The sequence below is a fragment of the Kitasatospora sp. NPDC057595 genome (assembly GCF_042800875.1).
Classification (GTDB): Bacteria; Actinomycetota; Actinomycetes; order Streptomycetales; family Streptomycetaceae; genus Kitasatospora.
On the sequence record NZ_JBHVGL010000002.1, the window covers coordinates 525,528 to 546,234 of the forward strand.

Annotated in this window: 27 protein-coding genes; 14 read left to right on the forward strand and 13 right to left on the reverse strand. The window is 73.5% G+C overall.

Going from position 1 to position 20,707, the window contains the following annotated elements:
- Window positions 1-160 precede the first annotated feature (160 nt).
- Window positions 161-1,438, forward strand: a complete 1,278-nt coding sequence (locus tag ACFU9E_RS05825; protein ID WP_380687887.1) for a thymidine phosphorylase — start codon at window positions 161-163, stop codon at window positions 1,436-1,438.
- A 30-nt stretch (window positions 1,439-1,468) separates the two neighbouring features.
- Here ACFU9E_RS05825 and ACFU9E_RS05830 read toward each other — a convergent pair whose 3' ends face one another.
- The 3 genes from ACFU9E_RS05830 to ACFU9E_RS05840 form a co-directional block, all read right to left on the reverse strand.
- Window positions 1,469-1,633 carry a hypothetical protein gene (locus tag ACFU9E_RS05830; RefSeq protein WP_380687885.1) on the reverse strand — a complete coding sequence of 55 codons (165 nt, stop codon included), beginning with the start codon at window positions 1,631-1,633 and terminating at the stop codon, window positions 1,469-1,471.
- Window positions 1,634-1,704: 71 nt separating this feature from the next.
- Window positions 1,705-1,932: a hypothetical protein gene (locus ACFU9E_RS05835; RefSeq protein ID WP_380687883.1), complete on the reverse strand. Its 228-nt coding sequence runs from the start codon at window positions 1,930-1,932 to the stop codon at window positions 1,705-1,707.
- A gap of 9 nt (window positions 1,933-1,941) precedes the next feature.
- A complete protein-coding gene (locus ACFU9E_RS05840) occupies window positions 1,942-3,237 on the reverse strand; it encodes an MFS transporter (protein ID WP_380687881.1) in 1,296 nt (431 codons plus the stop codon).
- Window positions 3,238-3,343: 106 nt separating this feature from the next.
- Between ACFU9E_RS05840 and ACFU9E_RS05845 the strand changes: the two genes are divergently transcribed.
- The 3 genes from ACFU9E_RS05845 (at window position 3,344) to ACFU9E_RS05855 (ending at window position 6,160) form a co-directional block, all read left to right on the forward strand.
- Window positions 3,344-4,297, forward strand: coding sequence for a LysR substrate-binding domain-containing protein (locus ACFU9E_RS05845; protein WP_380687889.1), 954 nt, complete (start codon window positions 3,344-3,346; stop codon window positions 4,295-4,297).
- Between the two features lie 145 nt (window positions 4,298-4,442).
- A complete protein-coding gene (locus ACFU9E_RS05850) occupies window positions 4,443-5,591 on the forward strand; it encodes an adenosine deaminase (RefSeq protein ID WP_380687879.1) in 1,149 nt (382 codons plus the stop codon).
- Window positions 5,592-5,800: 209 nt separating this feature from the next.
- Entirely contained in the window at window positions 5,801-6,160 is a 360-nt protein-coding gene (locus ACFU9E_RS05855; protein WP_380687877.1) for an ATP-binding protein, read from the forward strand.
- A 101-nt stretch (window positions 6,161-6,261) separates the two neighbouring features.
- Here the strand turns inward: ACFU9E_RS05855 and ACFU9E_RS05860 are convergent, their stop codons facing one another.
- The 4 genes from ACFU9E_RS05860 to ACFU9E_RS05875 all read right to left on the reverse strand — a co-directional run bounded on the left by ACFU9E_RS05860 (window position 6,262) and on the right by ACFU9E_RS05875 (window position 8,870).
- Entirely contained in the window at window positions 6,262-6,444 is a 183-nt protein-coding gene (locus ACFU9E_RS05860) for a PspC domain-containing protein (protein ID WP_355358632.1), read from the reverse strand.
- Window positions 6,445-6,673: 229 nt separating this feature from the next.
- On the reverse strand, window positions 6,674-7,507 hold the full coding sequence (locus ACFU9E_RS05865) for a MerR family transcriptional regulator (protein WP_380685248.1): 834 nt from the start codon (window positions 7,505-7,507) through the stop codon (window positions 6,674-6,676).
- A 56-nt stretch (window positions 7,508-7,563) separates the two neighbouring features.
- Window positions 7,564-7,995 (reverse strand): nucleoside deaminase, encoded by a 432-nt coding sequence (locus tag ACFU9E_RS05870; RefSeq protein WP_380685250.1) that lies wholly within the window; start codon window positions 7,993-7,995, stop codon window positions 7,564-7,566.
- Window positions 7,992-8,870, reverse strand: coding sequence for an LLM class flavin-dependent oxidoreductase (locus ACFU9E_RS05875; RefSeq protein WP_380685252.1), 879 nt, complete (start codon window positions 8,868-8,870; stop codon window positions 7,992-7,994). The genes ACFU9E_RS05870 and ACFU9E_RS05875 overlap by 4 nt, the downstream gene beginning before the upstream one ends.
- Before the next feature lie 95 nt (window positions 8,871-8,965).
- Here ACFU9E_RS05875 and ACFU9E_RS05880 point away from each other — a divergent pair, with 95 nt between their 5' ends.
- Complete coding sequence (locus ACFU9E_RS05880; RefSeq protein WP_380685254.1) at window positions 8,966-9,436, forward strand: Lrp/AsnC family transcriptional regulator; 471 nt, start codon at window positions 8,966-8,968, stop codon at window positions 9,434-9,436.
- Window positions 9,437-9,464: 28 nt separating this feature from the next.
- On the opposite strand, the gene ACFU9E_RS05885 is transcribed toward ACFU9E_RS05880, so the two are convergent.
- Genes ACFU9E_RS05885 through ACFU9E_RS05895 form a run of 3 tightly spaced genes read right to left on the reverse strand, consistent with a single transcriptional unit; the run spans window position 9,465 to window position 10,182 of the window.
- Window positions 9,465-9,587: a hypothetical protein gene (locus ACFU9E_RS05885; RefSeq protein WP_380685256.1), complete on the reverse strand. Its 123-nt coding sequence runs from the start codon at window positions 9,585-9,587 to the stop codon at window positions 9,465-9,467.
- On the reverse strand, window positions 9,584-9,820 hold the full coding sequence (locus tag ACFU9E_RS05890; protein WP_380685258.1) for a hypothetical protein: 237 nt from the start codon (window positions 9,818-9,820) through the stop codon (window positions 9,584-9,586). The genes ACFU9E_RS05885 and ACFU9E_RS05890 overlap by 4 nt, the downstream gene beginning before the upstream one ends.
- Window positions 9,817-10,182: an ATP-binding protein gene (locus ACFU9E_RS05895; RefSeq protein ID WP_380685260.1), complete on the reverse strand. Its 366-nt coding sequence runs from the start codon at window positions 10,180-10,182 to the stop codon at window positions 9,817-9,819. The genes ACFU9E_RS05890 and ACFU9E_RS05895 overlap by 4 nt, the downstream gene beginning before the upstream one ends.
- 234 nt (window positions 10,183-10,416) lie before the next feature.
- On the opposite strand from ACFU9E_RS05895, the gene ACFU9E_RS05900 reads away from it, so the two are divergent.
- From ACFU9E_RS05900 to ACFU9E_RS05920, 5 genes are all read left to right on the forward strand, one after another.
- The gene (locus ACFU9E_RS05900; RefSeq protein ID WP_380685262.1) at window positions 10,417-11,298 is read left to right on the forward strand and encodes a helix-turn-helix domain-containing protein; all 882 of its coding nucleotides are present in this window, start codon (window positions 10,417-10,419) and stop codon (window positions 11,296-11,298) included.
- Window positions 11,299-11,308: 10 nt separating this feature from the next.
- Window positions 11,309-11,509, forward strand: a complete 201-nt coding sequence (locus ACFU9E_RS05905; RefSeq protein ID WP_380685264.1) for a DUF397 domain-containing protein — start codon at window positions 11,309-11,311, stop codon at window positions 11,507-11,509.
- A gap of 31 nt (window positions 11,510-11,540) precedes the next feature.
- On the forward strand, window positions 11,541-11,948 hold the full coding sequence (locus tag ACFU9E_RS05910; protein WP_380685266.1) for a hypothetical protein: 408 nt from the start codon (window positions 11,541-11,543) through the stop codon (window positions 11,946-11,948).
- Window positions 11,949-12,198: 250 nt separating this feature from the next.
- Entirely contained in the window at window positions 12,199-13,536 is a 1,338-nt protein-coding gene (locus ACFU9E_RS05915) for an AAA family ATPase (protein ID WP_380685268.1), read from the forward strand.
- Window positions 13,537-13,540: 4 nt separating this feature from the next.
- Window positions 13,541-14,047 carry a hypothetical protein gene (locus ACFU9E_RS05920; protein ID WP_380685270.1) on the forward strand — a complete coding sequence of 169 codons (507 nt, stop codon included), beginning with the start codon at window positions 13,541-13,543 and terminating at the stop codon, window positions 14,045-14,047.
- 7 nt (window positions 14,048-14,054) lie between these two features.
- Here ACFU9E_RS05920 and ACFU9E_RS05925 read toward each other — a convergent pair whose 3' ends face one another.
- The gene (locus ACFU9E_RS05925) at window positions 14,055-14,945 is read right to left on the reverse strand and encodes an FAD-dependent oxidoreductase (RefSeq protein ID WP_380685272.1); all 891 of its coding nucleotides are present in this window, start codon (window positions 14,943-14,945) and stop codon (window positions 14,055-14,057) included.
- A gap of 327 nt (window positions 14,946-15,272) precedes the next feature.
- Between ACFU9E_RS05925 and aspS the strand changes: the two genes are divergently transcribed.
- Complete coding sequence (gene aspS / locus ACFU9E_RS05930) at window positions 15,273-16,562, forward strand: aspartate--tRNA(Asn) ligase (protein WP_380685274.1); 1,290 nt, start codon at window positions 15,273-15,275, stop codon at window positions 16,560-16,562.
- A 64-nt stretch (window positions 16,563-16,626) separates the two neighbouring features.
- On the opposite strand, the gene ACFU9E_RS05935 is transcribed toward aspS, so the two are convergent.
- Window positions 16,627-17,043, reverse strand: coding sequence for a hypothetical protein (locus tag ACFU9E_RS05935; protein WP_380689078.1), 417 nt, complete (start codon window positions 17,041-17,043; stop codon window positions 16,627-16,629).
- Window positions 17,044-17,369: 326 nt separating this feature from the next.
- Between ACFU9E_RS05935 and ACFU9E_RS05940 the strand changes: the two genes are divergently transcribed.
- The 3 genes from ACFU9E_RS05940 to ACFU9E_RS05950 are packed head-to-tail and all read left to right on the forward strand — an operon-like array spanning window position 17,370 to window position 20,077.
- Window positions 17,370-19,064 carry a hypothetical protein gene (locus ACFU9E_RS05940; RefSeq protein ID WP_380689080.1) on the forward strand — a complete coding sequence of 565 codons (1,695 nt, stop codon included), beginning with the start codon at window positions 17,370-17,372 and terminating at the stop codon, window positions 19,062-19,064.
- 7 nt (window positions 19,065-19,071) lie between these two features.
- Entirely contained in the window at window positions 19,072-19,716 is a 645-nt protein-coding gene (locus ACFU9E_RS05945) for a PhzF family phenazine biosynthesis protein (RefSeq protein WP_380689082.1), read from the forward strand.
- 10 nt (window positions 19,717-19,726) lie between these two features.
- On the forward strand, window positions 19,727-20,077 hold the full coding sequence (locus ACFU9E_RS05950; protein WP_380689084.1) for a hypothetical protein: 351 nt from the start codon (window positions 19,727-19,729) through the stop codon (window positions 20,075-20,077).
- Here the strand turns inward: ACFU9E_RS05950 and ACFU9E_RS05955 are convergent.
- On the reverse strand, window positions 20,044-20,598 hold the full coding sequence (locus ACFU9E_RS05955) for a VanZ family protein (RefSeq protein WP_380689086.1): 555 nt from the start codon (window positions 20,596-20,598) through the stop codon (window positions 20,044-20,046). The genes ACFU9E_RS05950 and ACFU9E_RS05955 overlap by 34 nt on opposite strands.
- Between the last annotated feature and the right edge of the window lie 109 nt (window positions 20,599-20,707).

Consider the following 20,707-nt stretch of genomic DNA (forward strand, 5'->3'; position numbering starts at 1 on the left):
CGACGCCCCCCCGGCCGCTTTGGGCCCCGAGCGGTTTTCGGGTAACAGTTCTGCCCCTCCTTTTTTTAGCGCGCTTTGTTTGGCGCGGGGGGGCCCTGACCCGGGCCGCTCGCGACACTCTTCGCTTTTCTGAACCCCTTCTGGGAGCAATGGAGCAACCATGGACGCCATCTCCGTCATCAGGACCAAGCGCGACCGCGGAGAGCTGAGCGACGCTCAGATCGACTGGGTCATCGACGCCTACACCCGCGGCGAGGTCGCCGACGAGCAGATGTCCGCCCTGGCCATGGCCATCCTGCTGAACGGCATGAACCCGCGCGAGATCAGCCGCTGGACGGACGCGATGATCCGCTCCGGCGTCCGGATGGACTTCTCCTCGCTGGCGCTGCCCACCAGCGACAAGCACTCCACCGGCGGCGTCGGCGACAAGATCACCCTGCCGCTCGCCCCGCTGGTCGCCGCCTGCGGCGCCGCCGTTCCGCAGCTGTCCGGCCGCGGCCTCGGCCACACCGGCGGCACCCTCGACAAGCTGGAGTCCATCCCCGGCTGGCGCGCCCTGCTCTCCAACGAGGAGATGCTGGACGTGCTGCGCTCCACCGGCGCGGTCATCTGCGCGGCCGGTGACGGCCTCGCCCCGGCCGACAAGAAGCTGTACGCGCTGCGCGACGTCACCGGCACCGTCGAGGCCATCCCGCTGATCGCCTCCTCGATCATGTCCAAGAAGATCGCCGAGGGCACCGGCGCGCTCGTGCTCGACGTGAAGGTCGGCTCCGGCGCCTTCATGAAGAACATCGACGACGCCCGCGAGCTGGCCCGCACCATGGTCGGCCTCGGCACCTCGGCCGGCGTCAACACCGTCGCCCTGCTCACCGACATGTCCACCCCGCTCGGCCTCACCGCCGGCAACGCGCTGGAGGTCCGCGAGTCGATCGAGGTGCTGGCCGGCGGCGGCCCCGCCGACGTCGTCGAGCTCACCCTCGCGCTGGCCCGCGAGATGCTGGCCGCCGCGGGCGTGCACGGCAAGGACCCGGCCGACGCGCTGCGCGACGGCTCCGCGATGGACCACTGGCGCCGCATGATCGCCGCCCAGGGCGGCGACGTCGACGCCCCGCTGCCGGTCGCCCGCGAGCAGCACGTCGTCCCCGCCCCGGCCTCGGGCGTGCTGAGCCGGCTGGACGCCTACGCGGTGGGCGTCAGCGCCTGGCGCCTCGGCGCCGGCCGCGCCCGCAAGGAGGACCCGGTGCAGGCCGGCGCCGGCGTCGAGATGCACGCCAAGCCCGGCGACACCGTGGTGGCCGGCCAGCCCCTGCTGACCCTGCACACCGACACCCCGGAGCGCTTCGACTACGCGATCGAGGCCCTCGCGGACGCCGTCGAGGTCGCCCCGGCGGGCACCCCGTTCACCCCGAACCCGATCGTCCTGGACCGCATCGCCTGACGGTCCGGGGGTCTGCTCACGTGCGCCGGATCAGGCGTACGTGAGCAGACCGCTGGTGTCGATCGTCCACGGGCCGACGGCGACCTTGTCGCCGAAGACGAACGCCTCGTGCCCGGCGGCCCGCAGCCCTTCGGTGATCGGCCGGTACCACCAACCGCCGTGCAGGGCGCCGGGGATGAGGACGAAGGTGGCCATGGTGGGTTCCTCTGTCCGTGCGGTACCGGTGGGACACGAACGAAACTACGGCGGATACCTGACAGCCAGCATCAGGTATCCGCCGGTCCACGATCCTCGGTACGGCGCTCGATCTCCCGTAGGTCCAGCCCCGCTTCGTCGGCGAGCGAGCGCAGGAAGTCCTGGCCGCTCCCGAACACCTCGCCGCGTTCTCCCCGGCCGAGGGCCTGGTCGACCTCGGCCTCTTTGCTCTGCCAGGCCGCAGTCCGGAACCAGCTCTGGTCCTCCGCAGCAGCGGAGACCGACTCCTGATCCTCCACGGGGAGAAGCTATCGCGCGGAAAGCCTGCCCGGCAGGGCCTCCGTGCGGCGGGCGGTGTGGGCCTGGCGGGTGGCGTAGAGGGTGACGGCGGCGGCGAGGGTCATGGCGGCGAGGCCGATGGTGGCGGCGCCGGGCCAGCCGGTGGCGTGGTAGGCGTCGGCGCCGGTGGTGCCGCCGAGGCTGTTGCCCAGGTAGTAGGCGATCAGGTAGAGCGCGGAGGCCTGGGCGCGGCCCTCGGTGGCGGTGCGGCCGACGGCGGAGGACGCGGTGGCGTGGCCGGCGAAGAAGCCGGCGGTGATCAGTACCAGGCCGAGCAGGGCGAGGGCCAGGGAGTCGGCGAGCGAGAGCAGCAGCCCGAGGGCGGTGGTGCCGATCGCGGCGTACAGCGCCCCGCGGCGGCCGAGCCGGGCGGAGAGGCGGCCCGCGGCGGCCGAGGTGCCGGTGCCGACCAGGTAGACCACGAAGATCGAGGCGGCGACCGACTCCGGCAGGTGGAAGGGCGCGGCGATCAGCCGGTAGCCGACGGTGTTGTAGACCGCGCCGAACACGGCCATGAACAGCAGCCCCAGCGCGTACAGCCGCAGCAGCAGCGGGTTGCGCAGGTGGCGGCCGACGGTGCGGGCGAGGGCGCGGGCGTCCACCGGGGCCGGGGTGAAGTGCCGGGCGGCGGGGATCAGCAGCCGGAACGCGAGGGTGGCGAGCAGCGCGAGGACGGCGGAGGCGGCGAGCCCCCAGCGCCAGCCGAGGCCGGCCGCGACCCAGCCGGAGAGCAGCCGCCCGCCCATGCCGCCGATGCTGTTGCCCGCCACGTACAGGCCCATCGCGGAGGCCAGTGCCGAGGGGTGCACCTCCTCGGCGAGGTAGGCCATCGCGGTGGCGGGCAGTCCGGCGAGCGCGGCGCCCTGGAGGACGCGCAGCACGACCAGGGTGGTGAGGTCCGGCGCGAAGGGCAGCGCGAGCGCGAGGGCGGAGGCGGCGAGGGTGGAGGCCGTCATCACGGCGGTGCGCCCGTACCGGTCGGAGAGCGCGCTCGCGGGGAGCAGGGCGAGTGCCAGGCCGAGGGTGGCGGCGGAGGCCGTCCAGCTGGCCTGCCCGGGGGTGAGGCCGAGGTCGTCCGAGAGGACCGGCAGCAGGCCCTGGGTGGAGTAGAGGAGGACGAAGGTCGCGACGCCGGCGGCGAACAGGGCGAGGTTGGCGCGGCGGAAGGAGCGTTGGCCGGGGCGGTGGCGGTCGTCCGGGGTGAGGGCGGCGGCAGGGGCGGCGTCCGGCGCGGTCGCGGACGCCCTGGTACTGGAGGGCTGCATGTCGTCGACCGTAGAACCGCCGGGCTGATGCGTCCAATGCATGAACCATCCATAATCCATACCGAAGCGCATGAGCGCAGCGTGCGGCGGACGACGGGAGCGCATGATGGCCACGGGTGCCGAGCCGGCCCGGCCCGCGGAGCTGGGACCGGACCTTCCGGCGGTGCAACTCGCCCCGCTGCTGGCCCAGTTCGCGGCGGTCGCCCGGCTGGAGCATGTGACGCAGGCGGCGGCGCTGCTGGCGATGCCGCAGCCGACGCTGTCCCGGGCGGTGGCCCGGCTGGAGGGCGAGCTGGGTGTCGACCTGCTGGCCCGTCAGGGCCGGACGGTCCGGCTGACCAGGGCGGGCCGGCTGCTGCTGGCCTCGGTGGAGCGGGCGCTGGCCGAGGTCGAGCGCGGCGTCGAGGCGGCGCGGGCGGAGGCCGATCCGGCGACCGGCCGGGTGGCGTTCGGCTTCCTGCACACCATGGGGACGGACGCGGTGCCGGCCCTGCTGCGGGACTTCCGGGCGGCGTACCCGCTGGTCCGTTTCCAGCTGGTGCAGGCCTATGTGGGCGCGATGCTGGACCGGCTGCGCGCGGGGGAGCTGGACCTGTGCCTGGTCGCGCCGGTCCCGGAGGACGATCCGGCGCTGGTCGCCCGCCGGCTGGACGAGCAGCGGCTGCACCTGGTGGTCCCGGCCGACCACCGGCTGGCCGGGCGCCGCCGGATCCGGCTGGCGGAGGTCGCCGAGGACCCGTTCGTCGGGCTGGAGCCCGGCTACGGGCTGCGGGCGATCACCGACGGCTTCTGCGCGGAGGCCGGGTTCGCGCCGCGGATCGCGTTCGAGGGCGAGGAGGCGGAGACGCTGCGCGGGCTGGTGGCGGCCGGGCTCGGGGTGGCGCTGCTGCCGCCGGCGCTGGTGCCGCGGCCGGGGGTGGTCGAGCTGGAGGTGACGGCGCCGCGGACCCGGCGGGCGATCGGCCTGGCGTGGGTGGCGGGGCGGCCGCTGACCCCGCCGGCGGCGGCGTTCCGGGACTTCGTGCTGTCGCGGCGGGGGCGGCTGCTGGCGCACGACTGAGCGCGTCGGGGGGCGCGGTGCCCGGGGGACCGGCTTGCGTGGAGGTGGACCGGCTCGTCCCTTTGGTGGAATTCCCGGTGGACATCGGATGATTCGGCCCCCTGGGCGGTGGCTTGTCTACGCGCGTAGGGGCTACACTCCCGCAATGGAGAAGCAGATCCCCGTCACCACCGCGGGCACCGGCCCCCGGATCCCCACCCCCGAGCAGATCGTCCGCGCGCCGAAGGTGCTCCTGCACGACCACCTCGACGGCGGCCTGCGCCCCGAGACCGTGGTCGAACTGGCGGCGGCCGTCGGCTACGAGGGCCTCCCGACCACCGACCCCAAGGCGCTCGGCGAGTGGTTCCGCGAGGCCGCCGACTCCGGTTCGCTGGTCCGCTACCTGGAGACCTTCGCCCACACCTGCGCCGTCATGCAGACCCGCGAGGCCCTGATCAAGGTCGCCGCCGACTGCGCCGAGGACCTCGCCGCCGACGGCGTCGTCTACGCCGAGGTCCGCTACGCCCCCGAGCAGCACCTGGAGCGCGGCCTGAGCCTGGACGAGGTCGTCGAGGCCGTCCAGGAGGGCTTCCGGCTCGGCGAGGCCAACGCCCGCGCCGCCGGCCACCGCATCCGGATCGGCACCCTGATCACCGCGATGCGGCACGCCGCGCGCTCGTCCGAGATCGCCGAGCTGGCCAACCGGCACCGCGACGGCGGCGTCGTCGGCTTCGACATCGCCGGCGCCGAGGCGGGCTACCCCCCCACCCGCCACCAGGCCGCCTTCGACTACCTCAAGGGCGAGAACAACCACTTCACCATCCACGCGGGCGAGGCCTTCGGCCTGCCGTCGATCTGGGAGGCCCTGCAGTGCTGCGGCGCCGACCGGCTCGGCCACGGTGTGCGGATCGTCGACGACATCACCGTCGAGGAGGACGGCACCGTCAAGCTGGGCCGCCTCGCCGCGTACGTGCGCGACAAGCGGGTCCCGCTGGAGATGTGCCCGACCTCCAACCTGCAGACCGGGGCCGCCACCTCGTACGCCGAGCACCCGATCGGGCTGCTCAGCCGGCTGAAGTTCCGGGTCACCGTGAACACCGACAACCGGCTGATGAGCGGCACCAGCATGAGCCGCGAGTTCGCGCACCTGGTCGAGGCCTTCGGCTACACACTGGGGGACCTGGAGTGGTTCACCGTGAACGCGATGAAGTCGGCCTTCCTGCCGTTCGACGAGCGGCTCGCGATGATCAACGACGTGATCAAGCCGGGCTACGCCGAGCTCAAGGCCGAGTGGCTGTTCAGCGTCGGCGGCTGAGTGCGCCGAAGGTGATCGGATGAACGCCGCTGTCCGCCAGGGGAGTTGGCGTTCATCTGACTTCTCGCTCGGGCGGGTGAACCGCCGTTGATCCCCGTGCGATCCGCTCACTACCGTGTGCCCGTCATTGCCGACCGGTCGTGGCGGCGGGCCCCGTCGCGTCGGCCGCGTGTGTCGGCCACCGACGAGGACCCAAGGGGACGAACCACATGAAGCAGGCCACTCTCAAGGCCGCCGGTACCGCCGCGCTCGGCATCGCCATCGCCGCGGTCGGCGCCGGCAGCGCGTCCGCCGCCCCCGCCACCGCCGCCGGTGGTCTCGGGCTCCCGACCGGTCTGCTGACCAACCCGGCCGCCACCAGCGCGCTCACCGACGCCGCCGGCAAGCTGCCGGTCGCCGACAAGGTCAGCAGCACCCTCGGCACCCTGGCCCCCAGCGCGGGTCAGGCCGCCGCCCCGGTCGCCGGCGCCGCCGCCGACCGGGCCGCCCTGCCGACCGTGCCGGGCCTCGACAAGACCCCGCTCGGCGGGCTCACCCAGGCCCTCCCGCTGCCGGGCCTCGGCGGCTGATCCGTCCGCCGCACGCCGGGGCGCCGCACGCCGGGGCGCGGCACGGCACGGCCGAAGGGGCCGCCGGCTCCCGTCGAGGAGCGGGCGGCCCCTTCGGCGTCTCACGGTTCCTGGGGCAGCAGCAGCCAGAGCGCCAGGTAGATCAGGAACTGCGGGCCGGGCAGCAGACAGGAAGCCAGGAAGATCACGCGCACGGTCCATGCCGAGAGCCCGAAGCGCTCGGCGATCCCGGCGCAGACGCCGGCGATGACGCGGTTGTGACGGGGGCGGGCGAGGCGGCTCATGGCGGACTCCGTTGCTGTGGTGACGCCGTGGTCCGGTCCCTCCGGCCGGCGTACTTCCATGCTCCGCCGCCGCCCCGCCGAAAACCTCCCCCCGCAAGGCGATCCCGCCCCTGACCTGCTTCACCGCCTGGCAGGACCCCCACTCAGGGTTCCGCTCAGGGTCGGCCCGGAGATTGCCGGCCACCCGGAGTGGGAAGTCGGCCGGTCCGACTTCCCGCGCCACGTGCGGCTACGCGCCCGGGCGGGGGCGGAAGGGGACGGTGACGTCCGAGGTGTGCTCGTGGGGCTCGGCGGTCTCGAAGTTCGGGTAGTACACCTCCCGGCTGCCGCCGTCGCGGTCGTGGCCCTGCTCCTTGACCCAGGCGCCGACGGCGTCGTGGATGGCGGCCATCGTCGCGAAGTCCTTGTGCTCCTTGGTGATCTCGGTGTACGCCTCGCGATGGGCCGGGTCGATCCGCACGGCGATGCGGCCGGTCGGCTCGACGGCGTTCAGCGTCGGGGCGCACACCTCGACCAGGCCGTCCGAGTCCTCGCCGACGTAGCCGTGGAAGATGCTGAAGATCGGCCCCGAGAGGCACGCGTCGGTCGACTTCAGGTGGGCGAGGAGCTGCTCGCCGGCCTCGTTCAGAAACGGGACGAGCGTGGCGCCCGTGACGTGCCGCTGGATGCAGAGCACCTTCTGCTCGGGAACGTCGCGTTCGGCGATCCGGTACATGGTCGAAGTCCTTCCGGTGAGTACTGAGCGGGCGTAGCCCACCGCGTAGCGGCGGGCCCTGTGCGCGGCCTCCTGCTCGCGCCAGTAGGCGCCGAGCAGGCGGGCGGACTCGTCGCCGCCGTCCGCGTCGAGGACGGCGGCGATCCGGGCCAGCGGCATGCCGACGGCGCGCAGCAGCGCGATCCGGCGGGCCCGTTCGACCTGGGCGCGGCCGTAGCGGCGGAACCCGGTGTACGGGTCGACGTGGGCGGGCGGCAGCAGCCCGCGGTCCCCGTACAGGCGCAGCGCTTTGGGGCTGAGCCTGGTCAGGGTGGCGAGCTCCCCGATGGTGATCAAGTCCTCGTGCACGGGGCCCACTCTGCTCCTTGCCCCTGGGGCAGAGGCAAACAACGGTGCGGGAGGGGTCAGCGGTAGTACGGCTCCATCGCGGCCCGGACCTCGTCGAGCAGCGCCGGGCCGTCCTGCGGTACGGGCGGTCGGCCGCTCGCGGGGCGGACGGTCAGCAGCTGCTCGCCGGAGAGGGCGAAGACGACCCGGCCGAGCCCGGCCTGCCGCAGGGCGGCCGCGCACATCGGGCACGGCTCGCAGCTGGTGTAGAGGGTGGTCGCGGCGGCGGCGTCCGGGGTCAGCTCGCGGGCCGCCCGGCGGGCGAGCTTCAGTTCGGGGTGGGCGGTGATGTCCCGGTCGGTGAGCGTGGTGTTGCGCTCCTCGGCCAGGACGGTGCCGTCCGGGGCGGCGAGCAGGGAGCCGAACGGCGGGTTGCCGTGGGCGGCGGCCTCGGCGGCGAGGGCGATGGCGCGGCGGAGGAGGGGGTGGTCGGCGGGGGTGACGGTCATCGGGGCTGTTCCGTTCGGGGCTGTTCCGTGCAGAGCGGGGCGAGCTGTTCGGCGACGGCGGCGAGGGCCTGCCGGGCGTCCTGTGGGCGGCGGGTCTCCTCCGGGTCGCCGTGGTAGGGGTCGAGGATCACGTGTGCGGCGCCCAGCAGGCGGAGTTGGGTGAGGTCGGCGGTGATCTGCTCGATCGTGCCCTCGCCGGCGAGCCGTTGCGGGCCGGCGACCGGGGCCGGGGTGAGCCTGAGGGCGATCCGGGGCGCGAAGGCGGGGACGGGGAGCGCCTGTTCGTCCGCGTACGCCCGTAGGCGGGTGGCGGCTTCGCGCAGCCAGGGCAGGGTGGGGCGCAGCGGGTGCCAGGCGTCGCCGAGATGGACGGCGCGGCGAAGCCCCGCGTCGCTGTTGCCGCCGACCCAGAGCGGGATGCGGCGGGCCGTTCCGTAGTCGGCGGTGTCCTCCCAGGCGGCGCGCAGGCGGCGCAGGTGGTCGTCGGTGAGGCGGCCACGGTGCTCGAAGGGGACGCCGAGGGCGGCGAACTCCTGCTGCGCCCAGCCGACTCCGATGCCGAGCACGAGGCGGTGGCCGCTCAGCGCGTCCAGGTTGGCGGCTGTCCGGGCGGTGAGGAGGGGGTGGCGGTAGGGGGCGACGAGGACGGTGGTGCCGAGGTGGACGCGGGTGGTGTGGGCGGCTAGCCAGGCGAGGGTGGTGAAGGGTTCGTAGAAGGGGGCGGGGTAGCGCCGGGCGACATCGGGGGTGATGGCGAGGTGGTCCGAGAGCATCAGCAGGTCGAAGCCCAGGGACTCGACGGTGCGGGCCCAGGTCAGGAGGGCTCCGGGGTCGGTGCCGGGGCCGAAGTTGGGGACGTTCACTCCGATCTTCACGTCCGGAAAGCCTAGGGAGGGAAGGTGGGTTGACTGAAGGGACATCTCCCGGTTGCGGGGTTGTTCCGCCGTGGAATCACCGGCAATCTGGGCCTATGACCGAGATTCTCGATGCGACGGACTGGGCGATCCTGGCCGAGCTCCAGGAGGACGGGCGGATCGCGTTCACCGAGCTGGCGCGGCGGGTGAACCTGAGCGCGTCGGCCACGACGGAACGGGTGCGGCGGCTGGAGACGGCGGGGGTGATCACCGGCTACCGGGCCGAGGTGGACCTGGAGCGCACGGGGTACCCGGTGACGGCGGTGGTCCGGTTGAAGTACCCGGGGCCGGCGGTGCGGCACGAGCCGCTGCGGCGGTTGCTGGAGGAGCGGTCGGAGATCCTGGAGTGCCTGCGGACGACGGGGGACGACTGCTACGTGCTGAAGATCGCCACGACGTCGATGGGGCACCTGGAGGAGATCGTCGACGAGCTGGCCCAGTTGGGGAGCACGACGACCAATCTGGTGCTGAGCCGACCGCTCGCGCCCCGGGGGCCGGCGGTGCCCCGGGTGGGGCCCTCCGAGTAATAGCAACAATGCAATGCTTCGGGGTGGGTCAGGGGTTGGAGTGCTCTTCGTCGTTGCCGTGAACCTTCAGGGCGGTGATGACGCCGGTGACAACGGTGGCGATCGCGAGGGCGAGGAGAACGGCGAAGGCCGCGCCGATCAGGAAGTTCACCGGTCCCTGAACCCTTCGCGGAGGAGTTCGAGGAGGTTGAGGAGGGTGGCGACGGAGGTGTCGCCGAAGTCGACGAGCAGACGGCCGTCGATGGTGGCGCCGTTGACGGCGGCGGAGCCCCACTGGATGCCGAACGGCTTGCCGCACTCGTGGAGTTCGCTGATCAGCGCGGTGACCTCGGGCTCGGTGTAGGTGCGCAGATAGGTGTCGTGGGGTTCGAAGGGGGCGTTCACGTGGCGGTGTCCAGCTCGAACCAGGTGACCTTGCCGGTCTTGAGAGGGTCGACGCCGAACCGGTCGGTGAGGGCGCGGACGAGGTGGAGCCCCCGACCGGAGAGCGCGAACGGGTCGGCGGAGGCGCGCAGTTCGGGCAGGTCGGGGCTGTTGTCGCAGACCGATACCCGCAGGGTGCGGGGGCCGAGGGCGGCGATGACATGGGGCGCCTGGGTGCCCGCGTGCTTCCAGGCGTTCACGAACAGCTCGTGAAGGGCGAGTTCGGCGTCCTGGACGGTGTCCGGCCGCCAGCCGGCCGAGCCGAGGAGGGTGCGCAGCTCGTGGCGGGCGACGGACCAGTCGGGTGGGGTGAGGGCACGCATGGGAAACCTCCGGGAGACGGGGAGGATTGGATCACCGGCGGAGGGGATGAGGCGTCTACTGCCGTGAAAACAGGAGTTACTGACGCTCCGTCGTGTGATCGGTGCAACACTGAGAGTAGGGGCGGGTCTGGCAGAATTGCAAGCCGATCGGGAAGTCTCCCCGGACTGACGCCGCTCATTGGTGGCGCCACACACGAGTTCTGCGCCACACTGCGCAGGCAAGGAAGGACAGCGGTGGGATACAAGGGGCCGATCAGCCAGCGGGAGCGCCGATTCGGCGACGAGTTGCAGCGTCTGCGGACGGCAGCCGGACTGTCGGCCGCGGAGGCCGGAGCGCTGGTCGGGATGCGAGGTCCGGCTGTGAGTCACACCGAGGCCGGTCGGATCACGTTGAACGCCGAACGCCTTGAGGTCTGGCTGGACGCCTACGGTTGCACCGATCCGGCGTTCCGCAGCGGACTCGCGGACATGGCGCGCAGGACGGGCAAGGGCTGGTGGAGCGAGTTCGAGGGCAAGGTCCCGGATCTGGCGCTCGACCTGGCGGAGGTCGAGGATCGGTCGGTCCGATTGACGAACTACGAGGTGCTGCACATCCCCGGGGTGCTCCAGGTGCCGGCCTATGCGGAGGCCGTCTTCGAGGGTGGCGACAACCACAAGTGGGACATCGGGGATCTGACCCGCTTCCGGTTGGCCCGACAGCGGATCCTGGATGAACGCAAGGACTTCCACTTCGTCATTCAGGAAGCCGCACTGCGCATGCGTTTCCCCGGTGACGCAGTGATGAGGGACCAACTTCAGCACTTGCTGGTCATGGCCGAGCGCCCCAACGTCACGATTCAGGTGCTGCCGTTCACCGTGGCGAAGCAGCCGCCGAGCCCAGGATCATTCCTGTTCTGTGAACCAGGCTGTCCGGAACTCTCCACGATCGTCCTGGATGGCCCCGGCCGGACCGAGCACTATGGTGATCGCGAGAGTATCGCGACATACCGCCAAAGGTTCGAACGGCTGACGGACTTGGCTCTTCCGCCCATCGATGGGCCCGGGCCTCGGCAGGGCGCGGCGACGCGCGACTCCTGGGGGATCCTCCAGCACCTGCTCTATCTGCTCCAAGCCTGAAAGGCCTGCGATGTCCGAGATCATCTGGCAGAAGTCGTCGTTCAGTGCGGGGGATGCCGAGAACGCCTGCATCGAACTTGCTTCGGGGGCCGGTGGATTCTGCTTCCTGCGCGAGTCCGATGAACCTGCCCTCGTGATGACAGTCGATATTCCCATGCTCCGCGCGCTCCTCCTCGCCACGAAGGCCGGCGAGTTCGACCACCTCACCTGATCAGTAGCCCAGTCCCGGAGGACCCCCACCGATGAACGCCAAAGCCTGGCGTATCCGGCTCATCGTTCGCACCACCCAGGTCGGCGTCATCGGCGGGACCCTCTGGGGTGCCCTGGTCGCCCTCGTCGCCTTCCGCTACACCTCGGTACCGCTCGGGGCTATGGTGGGCCTCCTCTTCGGGACCTTCGTCTCCATACCCACCGGCTCCCTGCTCTCCGCCCTCCCCAAGCGGCTCGCCTTCCACCGCTGGTCCGCGCCCGTCCTCGGCGCCCTCCTCACCGCCGCCGCCGGCTACCTCGTCCTCGCCCGCATCCTCCGCGAGCCGCACGCCCTCTTCCACCTCGGCGTCGCCCTCCTCTTCCTCCTCTCCACCACCCTCACCGCCGCCGCCTTCTTCCTCGCCGTCCGCAGCCTCCGCCGGACGTCATCGGCACCATGAGCCCCCGGTAACCCCCTGGGCTCGCCACGAAGGCGGACGAGTCCGGCCACCTCACCGGGGCATCGGCCCGCCACGCCCACGTTCCGCGTCTTCGGGCCCGACGGAAGCGGAGCAGGAAGTCGGACCCGCTGACTTCCCACTCCGTCGGTGGAGCGCTGTGGGAACGGTGACGAGCCCGCGTAGGCTTTCGTACCGCTGCACAGCCGGGGCGAGCACAGCCTGGGCCGGAACGAGCGAGAGAGGGTGCCGGGTGGAGACTCCCCGTCTGGTGGAGGTGCGCCTGACCTCCTTCAAGAGCTTCACGGGCCAGTGCCTGCCGCTTCAGGACCTGACAGTGCTGATCGGCCGCAACGGCAGCGGCAAGTCCAACGGCCTGGACGGCCTGATGGTGCTGTCCCGCCTCGCCCTGGGCGAGCCGGTGCGCGACGCGCTGGACGGGCTGCGGAGCGGAGGCGAGGAGCCCATCCGAGGCGGGGCCGAAGGGTGCGCGCCGCTGGGGGCGGACAGCTTCGCCCTCGGCTGCCGTGTGCGGTCGGGACAGGCGGTCTTCGACCTCGACGTGGAGATCGCCGTCCGCCCCGAGGTGCGGATTCTGCGGGAGACCTTGACGGCGGTGGAGGGCGCGCTCTACGGGGGCCGCCGACTCGCGCCCGGCCGCTCGTTGCTGGCCAGCGACACCCCGGACCCGAGCCGCACCGATCTCAAGGTCCGCTACTTCAACGGCTTGCGGGGTGTGGACCCGGGGGTCCCGTTCGCGGCCGACCGTCTGCTGACCAGCCAGGTCCCGGTTCGGCTCCCCGCGACCACCGAGGCGACCAAGCTCGTCCACCGTGCCGCGCAGGACGTGCTCGCGGTGCTGCGCGAGGTCTTCCTGCTGGATCCGGTGCCCCACCTCATGCGGCAGTACGTCAACGCGCGCGACACCGAACTCAGACGCAGCGCCGACAACCTCAGCGCGGTGGTGGAGCACCTGCGCGGAACCGACCGGGCGGCCTTCGGCCGGCTGACGGAGCTCGTCGCGGGGATGCCCGAGTTCCCCGTGCGCGGCATCACCAGCGTCGACACGAAGCTCGGGGACGTCCAGCTGGTGCTGCGCGAGGCCGGCTACCACGGCAAGGACCATGCCGTTCCGGCCAGGCTCCTCAGCGACGGCATGCTGCGGTTCCTGGCCTTCGGCACCGCGCTGCTGAGCGCACCCGTCGCCGACGGCGACGAGGCGCCGCTGTCGGCCCAGCGGCACCTGGTGATCGAGGAGATCGAGAACGGTCTCTACCCGACGCAGGCGGCGCGCGTGCTGCGCCTGATGAAGGAGGAGTCGGAGCGGCGCAGCATCGACGTGCTGTTCACCACGCACAGTCCGGCGCTCCTCAACTCCCTGGACGCGCAGGACCACTCGGGCGTCGTCGTGTGCAGCAGGGACCGGGACACGGGGGAGAGCACGCTGTCCCGCCTCACCGACCTGCCCGGCTACATCGACCTGCTGGCGGCCGGCGACCTGGGCGACGCGATCAGCAGGAACCGTCTCGCGGACGCCCTGCGCCCGCGAGACGGCGTGACCGACGTCGAGGACTTCCTGAGGAGCCTGTGAGTCTGTGAGTGGACAGCAGCGGTCCGGGCTCCGGCTGCCCGTCGTGGACTTCCTGGACACCTCGGTCTTCGTCGAGATCCTCGACGTGCCCCACATGAACGGCCATCGCGACGAGGTGCTCACGGCGATGAGGGCCCGGCTGGAGGCCGGGGTCCGCTTCATCCTGCCGACCGCGACGATCATCGAGACCGGCAACCACGTCTTCCAGATCAAGGAGGGTTCGGCCCGCCGCGCCCGCGCCGCGAGCTTCATGAGCCTGCTGCGCAAGACCGCGGACGGTGAGGCGCCGTGGGTGCTTCACCAGCGGACCTGGGACGGCGACTTCCTCGCCGACCTCTGCGGGGGCGGAAGCACGAACATGGACCTGGCCGAGCACGCCGTGAGGCAGCAACTCGGCGCCGGTGACCTGAGCATCGTCGCCGAACGGGACCTGTACGCCTCGCGGGTGCAGGCGGAGGTCCGGATCTGGACCTTGGAAGCGACGATGCAGACCTGGGCCGGGTTGTCCTGACCGGTGGTCAACCGCCCAGGCGGATGGCGTAGTAGGCGTGCAGGGCGGCTTCGGCGCCGGAGCCGGTGGCGGTCATGATGCGTTGGGCGCGGGGGGAGCGGAGGTCGCCGGCGGTGAGGATGCGGGGGTGCTGGCGGTCGGGTGGGCAGTAGCCGTCGGGGGCGGGGGTGAGGTCGCCGGGGAGGGCGGCCGGGCGGACGCCGAGGTTCACGAACACGGCGTCGGCCTCGAAGGTGCCCAACCCGCCCGCCGTGATGCGGCCTTCGGGGGTGGGGTGGAGGGTGAGAGCGTCGAGTTGGAGAAGGGCGACGCGCGGGTCGGCGCGGACCTCGTCGGCCTTGTAGGCGTCGGCCGGCGGGTGCGGGACGAGCAGGTCGAGCGCGGCGTCGGGGTGGGCGCGCAGCAGGGTGCCGAGGGGGCGGTCGGCGCCGAGGACGAGGGCGCGGCGGCCGGCCAGGCGGGTGGCGTCCGCCTCCCAGAGCGGCGGCGGTGCCAGGCCCGCGGCGGAGCCGAGCCAGCCGGCCTCCTCGGGACGGGCCGCCCGTACGCCGGTGGCGGCGACGGCGTAGCGGCCGCGGACGGCGGTGCCCGAGGCGAGCCGGACGGTGACGCCCTCGTCGTCGGCGCGCAGCTCCGTCGCCGGGGTGCCGAGCAGGAGGTCACAGGAGTCGGCGACCCGCCGGACGTCCGCCGCGAGGGCGTCGGCGTAGGCGGTGCCGGTGGCGAAGCCGAGGACGTTGTCCACCGCCGGGACGCGCCGCAGGGTGGCGCCCAGGCCGCGCCGTTCGACGAGCGCCGAGCGCAGTCCGACGCTCGCGGCCATCACCGCCGCCGCGCAGCCGGCCGGGCCGCCGCCGACGATCACCAGGTCGTACGGGGTGCTGGACGGCTGGGTCATCCGGGCAGCGTAGCGGCCGCCGGTCGGAAATGCCGTTGCCGGGAGGACCGGTGGCGTCCTAACCTCGCCGCAACACGTCGACGGAGACGAGTACCTCCGGGCCCCGCGAGCCGAGAGAGCCGCCGGCTGCTGTGAAGGCGGCCTCGCGTCCGGGAGGGAAGACACTCCGGAGTGCGGGGAGGAAATGCCCCGCCGGCCGGCCCCCGTCACCGGGCCGAACGAGGCCGCCGCCCGCCCCGGCGACGGCGGCGAAAGTGCGGTGGCACCGCGAGTCCCCTTCTCGCCCGCGCTCCCAAGGGATCACCACGACGCCCCCGGAGGGCCGCGATGATCCACCCCAGTACCGCCGACACCGCCCGCGTCCTGGCCGCCGAACTGCCCGGCCGGATCGGCGACACCGTCGAACTCGCCGGCTGGCTGCACCGCCGCCGCGCGCTGAAGTCCGTGACCTTCCTCGTCCTGCGCGACCGCTCGGGCCTCGCCCAGGTGGTGGCCCCCGCCGGGGCGGCCGACCTGCCCGAGGAGACGGTGCTGCGCGTGCGCGGCACCGTCACGGCCAACGCCCAGGCGCCGAACGGCGTCGAGCTGACCGGCCCGGCCGTGGAGGTGCTCGCCCGCCCCGTCGCGGCCCCGCCGTTCGACCTCTTCCGTCCGGCCGTCCCCGCCGCGCTGCCGGTCGTCCTGGACAACGCGCCCGTCGCCCTGCGCCACCCGAGGCTGGCGGCGCTGCACCGGGTCTCGGCGGCCTCCGTGCACGGCTTCCGGGCGGCGCTCGACGGCCTCGGCTTCACCGAGATCCACACGCCGAAGGTCGTCTCGTCGGCGACCGAGTCCGGCGCGAACGTCTTCGCGCTGGACTGGTTCGGGCGCGAGGCGTACCTGGCGCAGTCGCCGCAGTTCTTCAAGCAGGCGATGGTCGGGGTCTTCGAGCGGGTCTACGAGACCGGGCCGGTGTTCCGGGCCGAACCCCACGACACCGCCCGCCACCTGGCCCAGTACACCAGCCTGGACGCCGAGCTGGGCTTCGTCGCCGACCACCGGGACGTCATGGCGGTGGTGCGGGCCGCACTCGCCGGAATGGTCGAGGCGGTCGCCGAACGGGCCGGGGACGCGCTCGCGGCCTTGGGCGTCGAGCCGCCCGCCGTGCCGGAGGAGATCCCGCAGCTGCACTTCGCCGAGGCGATGCGGATGCTGGGCGCCGAGGAACCGGACCTCGCACCGGCGCACGAGCGGTGGCTCGGCGCGTGGGCGCAGCGCGAGCACGGCAGCCCGTTCCTGTTCGTGACCGGGTACCCGATGCGCAAGCGGCCGTTCTACACCCACCCCGAGCCGGGCCGGCCGGAGTACTCCAACAGCTTCGACCTGCTCTTCCGCGGACTGGAGCTGGTGACCGGCGGCCAGCGGCTGCACCGGTACGAGGACTACCTCGCGGCCCTCGCCGCCCGTGGCGAGCCGGCCGGGCCGTACGAGGGGTACCTGCGGGCCTTCGCCCACGGCATGCCGCCGCACGGCGGGTTCGCGCTCGGGCTGGAGCGCTGGACGGCGCGGCTGACGGGGGAGGAGAACGTCCGCCGCACGGCCCTCTTCCCGCGCGACGTGCACCGGCTGACGCCGTGAGGTGAGGCGTGCGGACGCCGGGTGGTGCCCCGATCCAGGACAAGGGGCACCACCCGGCGGCGGCTCAGCCCTGCTGCGGCGCCTGCGGAGCCTGGGGGGCCGGTGGGTACTGGGCCGCCTGCTGCGGGTACTGGCCGCCCTGCGGGTACTGGGCATCGGGCTGGTACGGCGAAGCGGCCGGGACCGGCGGCGCGGCCGGTGCCTGGGAGCTCGCGACCAGCGCCTTCACCGCGTTGGCTATCAGCGCCACCGGCAGGATGAACGCCTTGAAGAACAGCGTGTACGTGCCGCCCTCGAAGACGAACGCGAGGTAGTACGCGTAGCCGGTGAAGCCGAGGCCGGCGAGCAGGTTGAGGAGGCGCCAGCCGATCTTCAGGCCGCCGAGGTTGACGGCGCCGATGACCAGAAGTGCGATGCCGCTGATGGCGAGCAGCACGACGTACCAGGAGAAGAGCGGCTCGGCGTCGAAGTCGAGATTCACGAAGGTGATTCCTGTGGTTCCGGGGGGACGGGCGGACGCTCGGGGCGGACCGCCGGGGACGAGTGCGCACAGTACTGGAGGCCGCCGACATCCGTCCTCACGATTTCGTCACGGTGTCATCGCCGAATCCGTCCGGCGAACCTCCTTCCCACCCCTTGAAAACCGCTCAGGAAGCGTCCGCGCGTTCGGATATGATGCGCCCGTCGCTGGTGGTTGGGGGGCGAAGCAGCGACCCGGGTGAGAGTCCCGGAGCGGCCCCCCGCCTCGGCGAACCGCCTGCTGCCGGGTTCGTCGGGTTCGCCCGCCTTTCTTCCGTGAGGTCTCCCTTGCGTACTCAGCCCCGCAGATCCCTCGCCCTCGCCGCCGCCGCCACCCTGGTCTCGGGCGTGGCCCTGACCGCGGCCGCCCCGGGCGCTGCCGCGCTGCCGCTTTCCGGCGGAGCCACCGGGACGACGGTGCGGCAGGCGGCCCAGGGCCAGGCCACCCCCGGGCCGGCCCTCGGCCCCCAGGAGCAGCGCGGCCCGGTGACCACCACCCTCACCGCCTTCCCCACCACCCTCACCGCCGGCGGGCCGGCCGCCGAGTTCGTCGCGACCCTGCGCAACTCCGCCGACCACGCGGTCAACGTCACCACCGGCTTCACCGTCGCCGCCATCGACTCCGGCGTCCGCGAGACCCAGCTCAAGCTGGACTACCAGGCCCCCGGCGGCGGCCCCTGGAAGCCCGCCGCGCTCGGCCCGGGCGCCGCCGTCGGCGCCACCTGGGACCTCGACACCTCCGCCACCCGGCTGAGCCTGCCCGCCGGTTCCTCGGTGAGCTACCGGCTGCGGATCGCCGTCACCGCCGACGCGCCCGCCGGCCGGGCCACCGGCGGCTTCCGGGCGACGGTCTCCGACCCGACCCTGCCGCCGGAGAGCCGGATCTCCGAGGCGAACACCGCGCCCCAGGAGTTCACCACCGTCGCGGCCGCCCCCACCGGCACGCCGACGTCCGCCCCCGCGCCCGGCGTGCCGTACCTCGGCCTGGACGCGGTGCCCGCCGCCTTCATCTCCGGCGGCGAGGCCAGGCCGTTCCGGCTGACGCTCACCAACCGCAGCGGCAGGGACGTCGCGTTCCAGCCCGAAATCACCCTCCGGGGCGCAGCCCTGCCCGCCGCCGGGGCGGCCGCGCTGGACTTCCAGACCCCTGACGGCCAGTGGACGGCGGCCACCGTCGACGGCGGCCGGACGGCGGCCGGGACGGCCACGCTCGTGCTGCGCCTGCCGGACCGGGACGCCTCCCTGGTGCGGCTGCGCGACGGCGAGTCCCGGACGCTCAACGTGCGGCTGGCGTTCGGCCAGGACGTCCCGTCGGGCGTCGTGTCGGTGCAGTTCGCCGGGACCAGCCTGCCCCTCGCCGGGGGTGGCACCGGGGTGCCGGCCGCCAGCTCGTCGGTCGACGTCACCGTGGCCGCACCCGCGCCGGTCACGCCGACCGCCGCGCCGAGCCCCTCCGCCACCGACGGCGCCGCCCCGACCGTTCCCGCCGAGCCGTCGGCCACCGCGCCGAGCACGTTCGGTGGTGGCGGCCCGGCGGTCGCCCTCGCGGCGGTCACCCCGACCCCGGAGGCGAGCGGCTCGACGGCGGCCGTCCCGCCGACGCCGACCCCTCAGCCGTCGGAGGGGGCGCCCACCGCCCCGGCGCCGGCCGTCACCGTGACCGTGGCGGCCCCCGCGCCGTCCGTGGACCTCGCCTCCACCGGCGGCTCGTCCACCAACACCCCGATGGCGATCACCGGTGCCACCTCGATCGCGATGGGCATCGGTACGCTGCTGGTGGCCCACCGCCGGCAGAAGGCCCGCCCGGCCCTCGCCGCCCGTGCGCCCCGTCCGGCCGGCGGCCCGGGGACGGGTCCGGGAGCGATCCCGGGAGCGAACCCGGGAATGAACGCGGGAATGAACGCGGCCCCGCGTCCGAACCCCGCCCCGCGCCCGGTGCGCGGCCCGGCGGCGGGCCCCGGCGGGGCGACCGGACGGGGATGAGCGAGACATGACCGACCACGAGGTGCTGCACGTGTTCTGCGGCCCGGACGGCGACCACGGCAACGCGCTGGGCGTCGTGCGCGACGGCGCCGCCGTGCCCGGCGAGCGCGACCGCCAGGCGATCGCCCGGGAACTCGGCTTCAGCGAGACGGTGTTCGTCGACGATCCGGGGCGCGGCGTCATCGACATCTACACCCCGGGCCTGCGGCTGCCCTTCGCCGGCCACCCGTGCGTCGGTGCCGCCTGGCTGCTGGGCGTGGACCGGCTGGTCACCCGGGCCGGCGTGGTCGGCGTCCGGCACGACGGAGCGTTCACCCGGATCGCGGCCCCCGCCGCCTGGGCCCCGCCGCGCACGCTGCGCCGGCACGCGACGCCGGCCGAGGTGGACGCCCTGGCGGTGCCGCCGCCGGGCGAGTGGATCTACGCCTGGGCCTGGCGGGACGAGGCGGCGGGCACCGTCCGCGCCCGGGCCTTCCCGGGCCGGGACGACGGCATCGACGAGGACGAGGCCACCGGGGCGGCCGCGATCCTGCTGACCGCCGAGCTGGGCCGCGCTCTGACGATCACCCAGGGGCGCGGCTCGCAGCTCGTCACGGGCATCACACCCGACGGCCTGGTCGAGGTCGGCGGCCGGGTCCGCCGCGTGGGCTGAGCAGGGGGGCGTGGAGGAGCCGCGGTTCGACGCCGTCGTCACCCGGGTGGGCGAGCACAGGATCGCCGTCTACCAGGTGCTCCGTGCACGGGGCGAGCTGAACCTCTGGGAGATCAGGTGTCTGCTGGACCGGGTTCCGGTCCGCGTCGAGGAGCACTACCTGTCCGATGTCCGCCGGACGGCGGAGCGGCTGCGCGGGGCCGGGGCCGAGGTCGCGCTGTCCTGCCTGGAGTGCGGCCGTGCCGCCCCCGAGCCGGGGGAATCGATCGCCCCCGGGCCGTGCGAGGCCGCCGGGTGGCCGTGGTGTCCGGCGAGCGCCTCCGGGCCTCAGTGCCCGTGGCTGGAGACCGGCTCGGGGTAGACGGCGGGGACCACCGGAGCCGGAGCCGGGATCGGGGCGGAGGGCGGAGTCGGGACCCGGGGCGCCGTGGCGCGGCGCAGCAGGAAGGAGCGGCCGGCGGGGACCAGGGCGAGGTGGACGGCCGCGACGCCGACGACGGCGAGCAGGATGTGGTCCACGTTGAGCACATGGCCCGGGGCCCAGGAGGAGAGGAACTCCAGCGCGGTGGCCAGCAGGGCCGAGGCGCCGGTGGTGCGCAGGAAGGACGGCAGCCAGCGGGTGGTCAGCCGGCCTCCGGCGAACGGGAGGAAGATGCCGAGCGGGCAGAGCAGCAGCAGTTCGCCGAGCACCTGACCCCCGCTGGAGGAGCGGAGCGAGCCCAGTGGCGTCAGGTTGGCATCGTCCACCCAGGCCACCGGCAGCGGTCTCAGTACCATCCAGCCCACCAGTACCAGGTGGAGGGTGAGGCCGAGCAGACCCACCACCCGTAGTGGACGCTGGGAACGATGGACGGCCGTCGCCCGTCCGGTCTCGGTCCGCACGCCGGCACGCTCCTCACGTGGCCTGGTGCCATCTCGCTGCACGGGGGGAAGGACGTGCACCGGCGGCGTGACGGTTCCATGCCCGGTGTGAACTTCGCGCCGCGCGCCG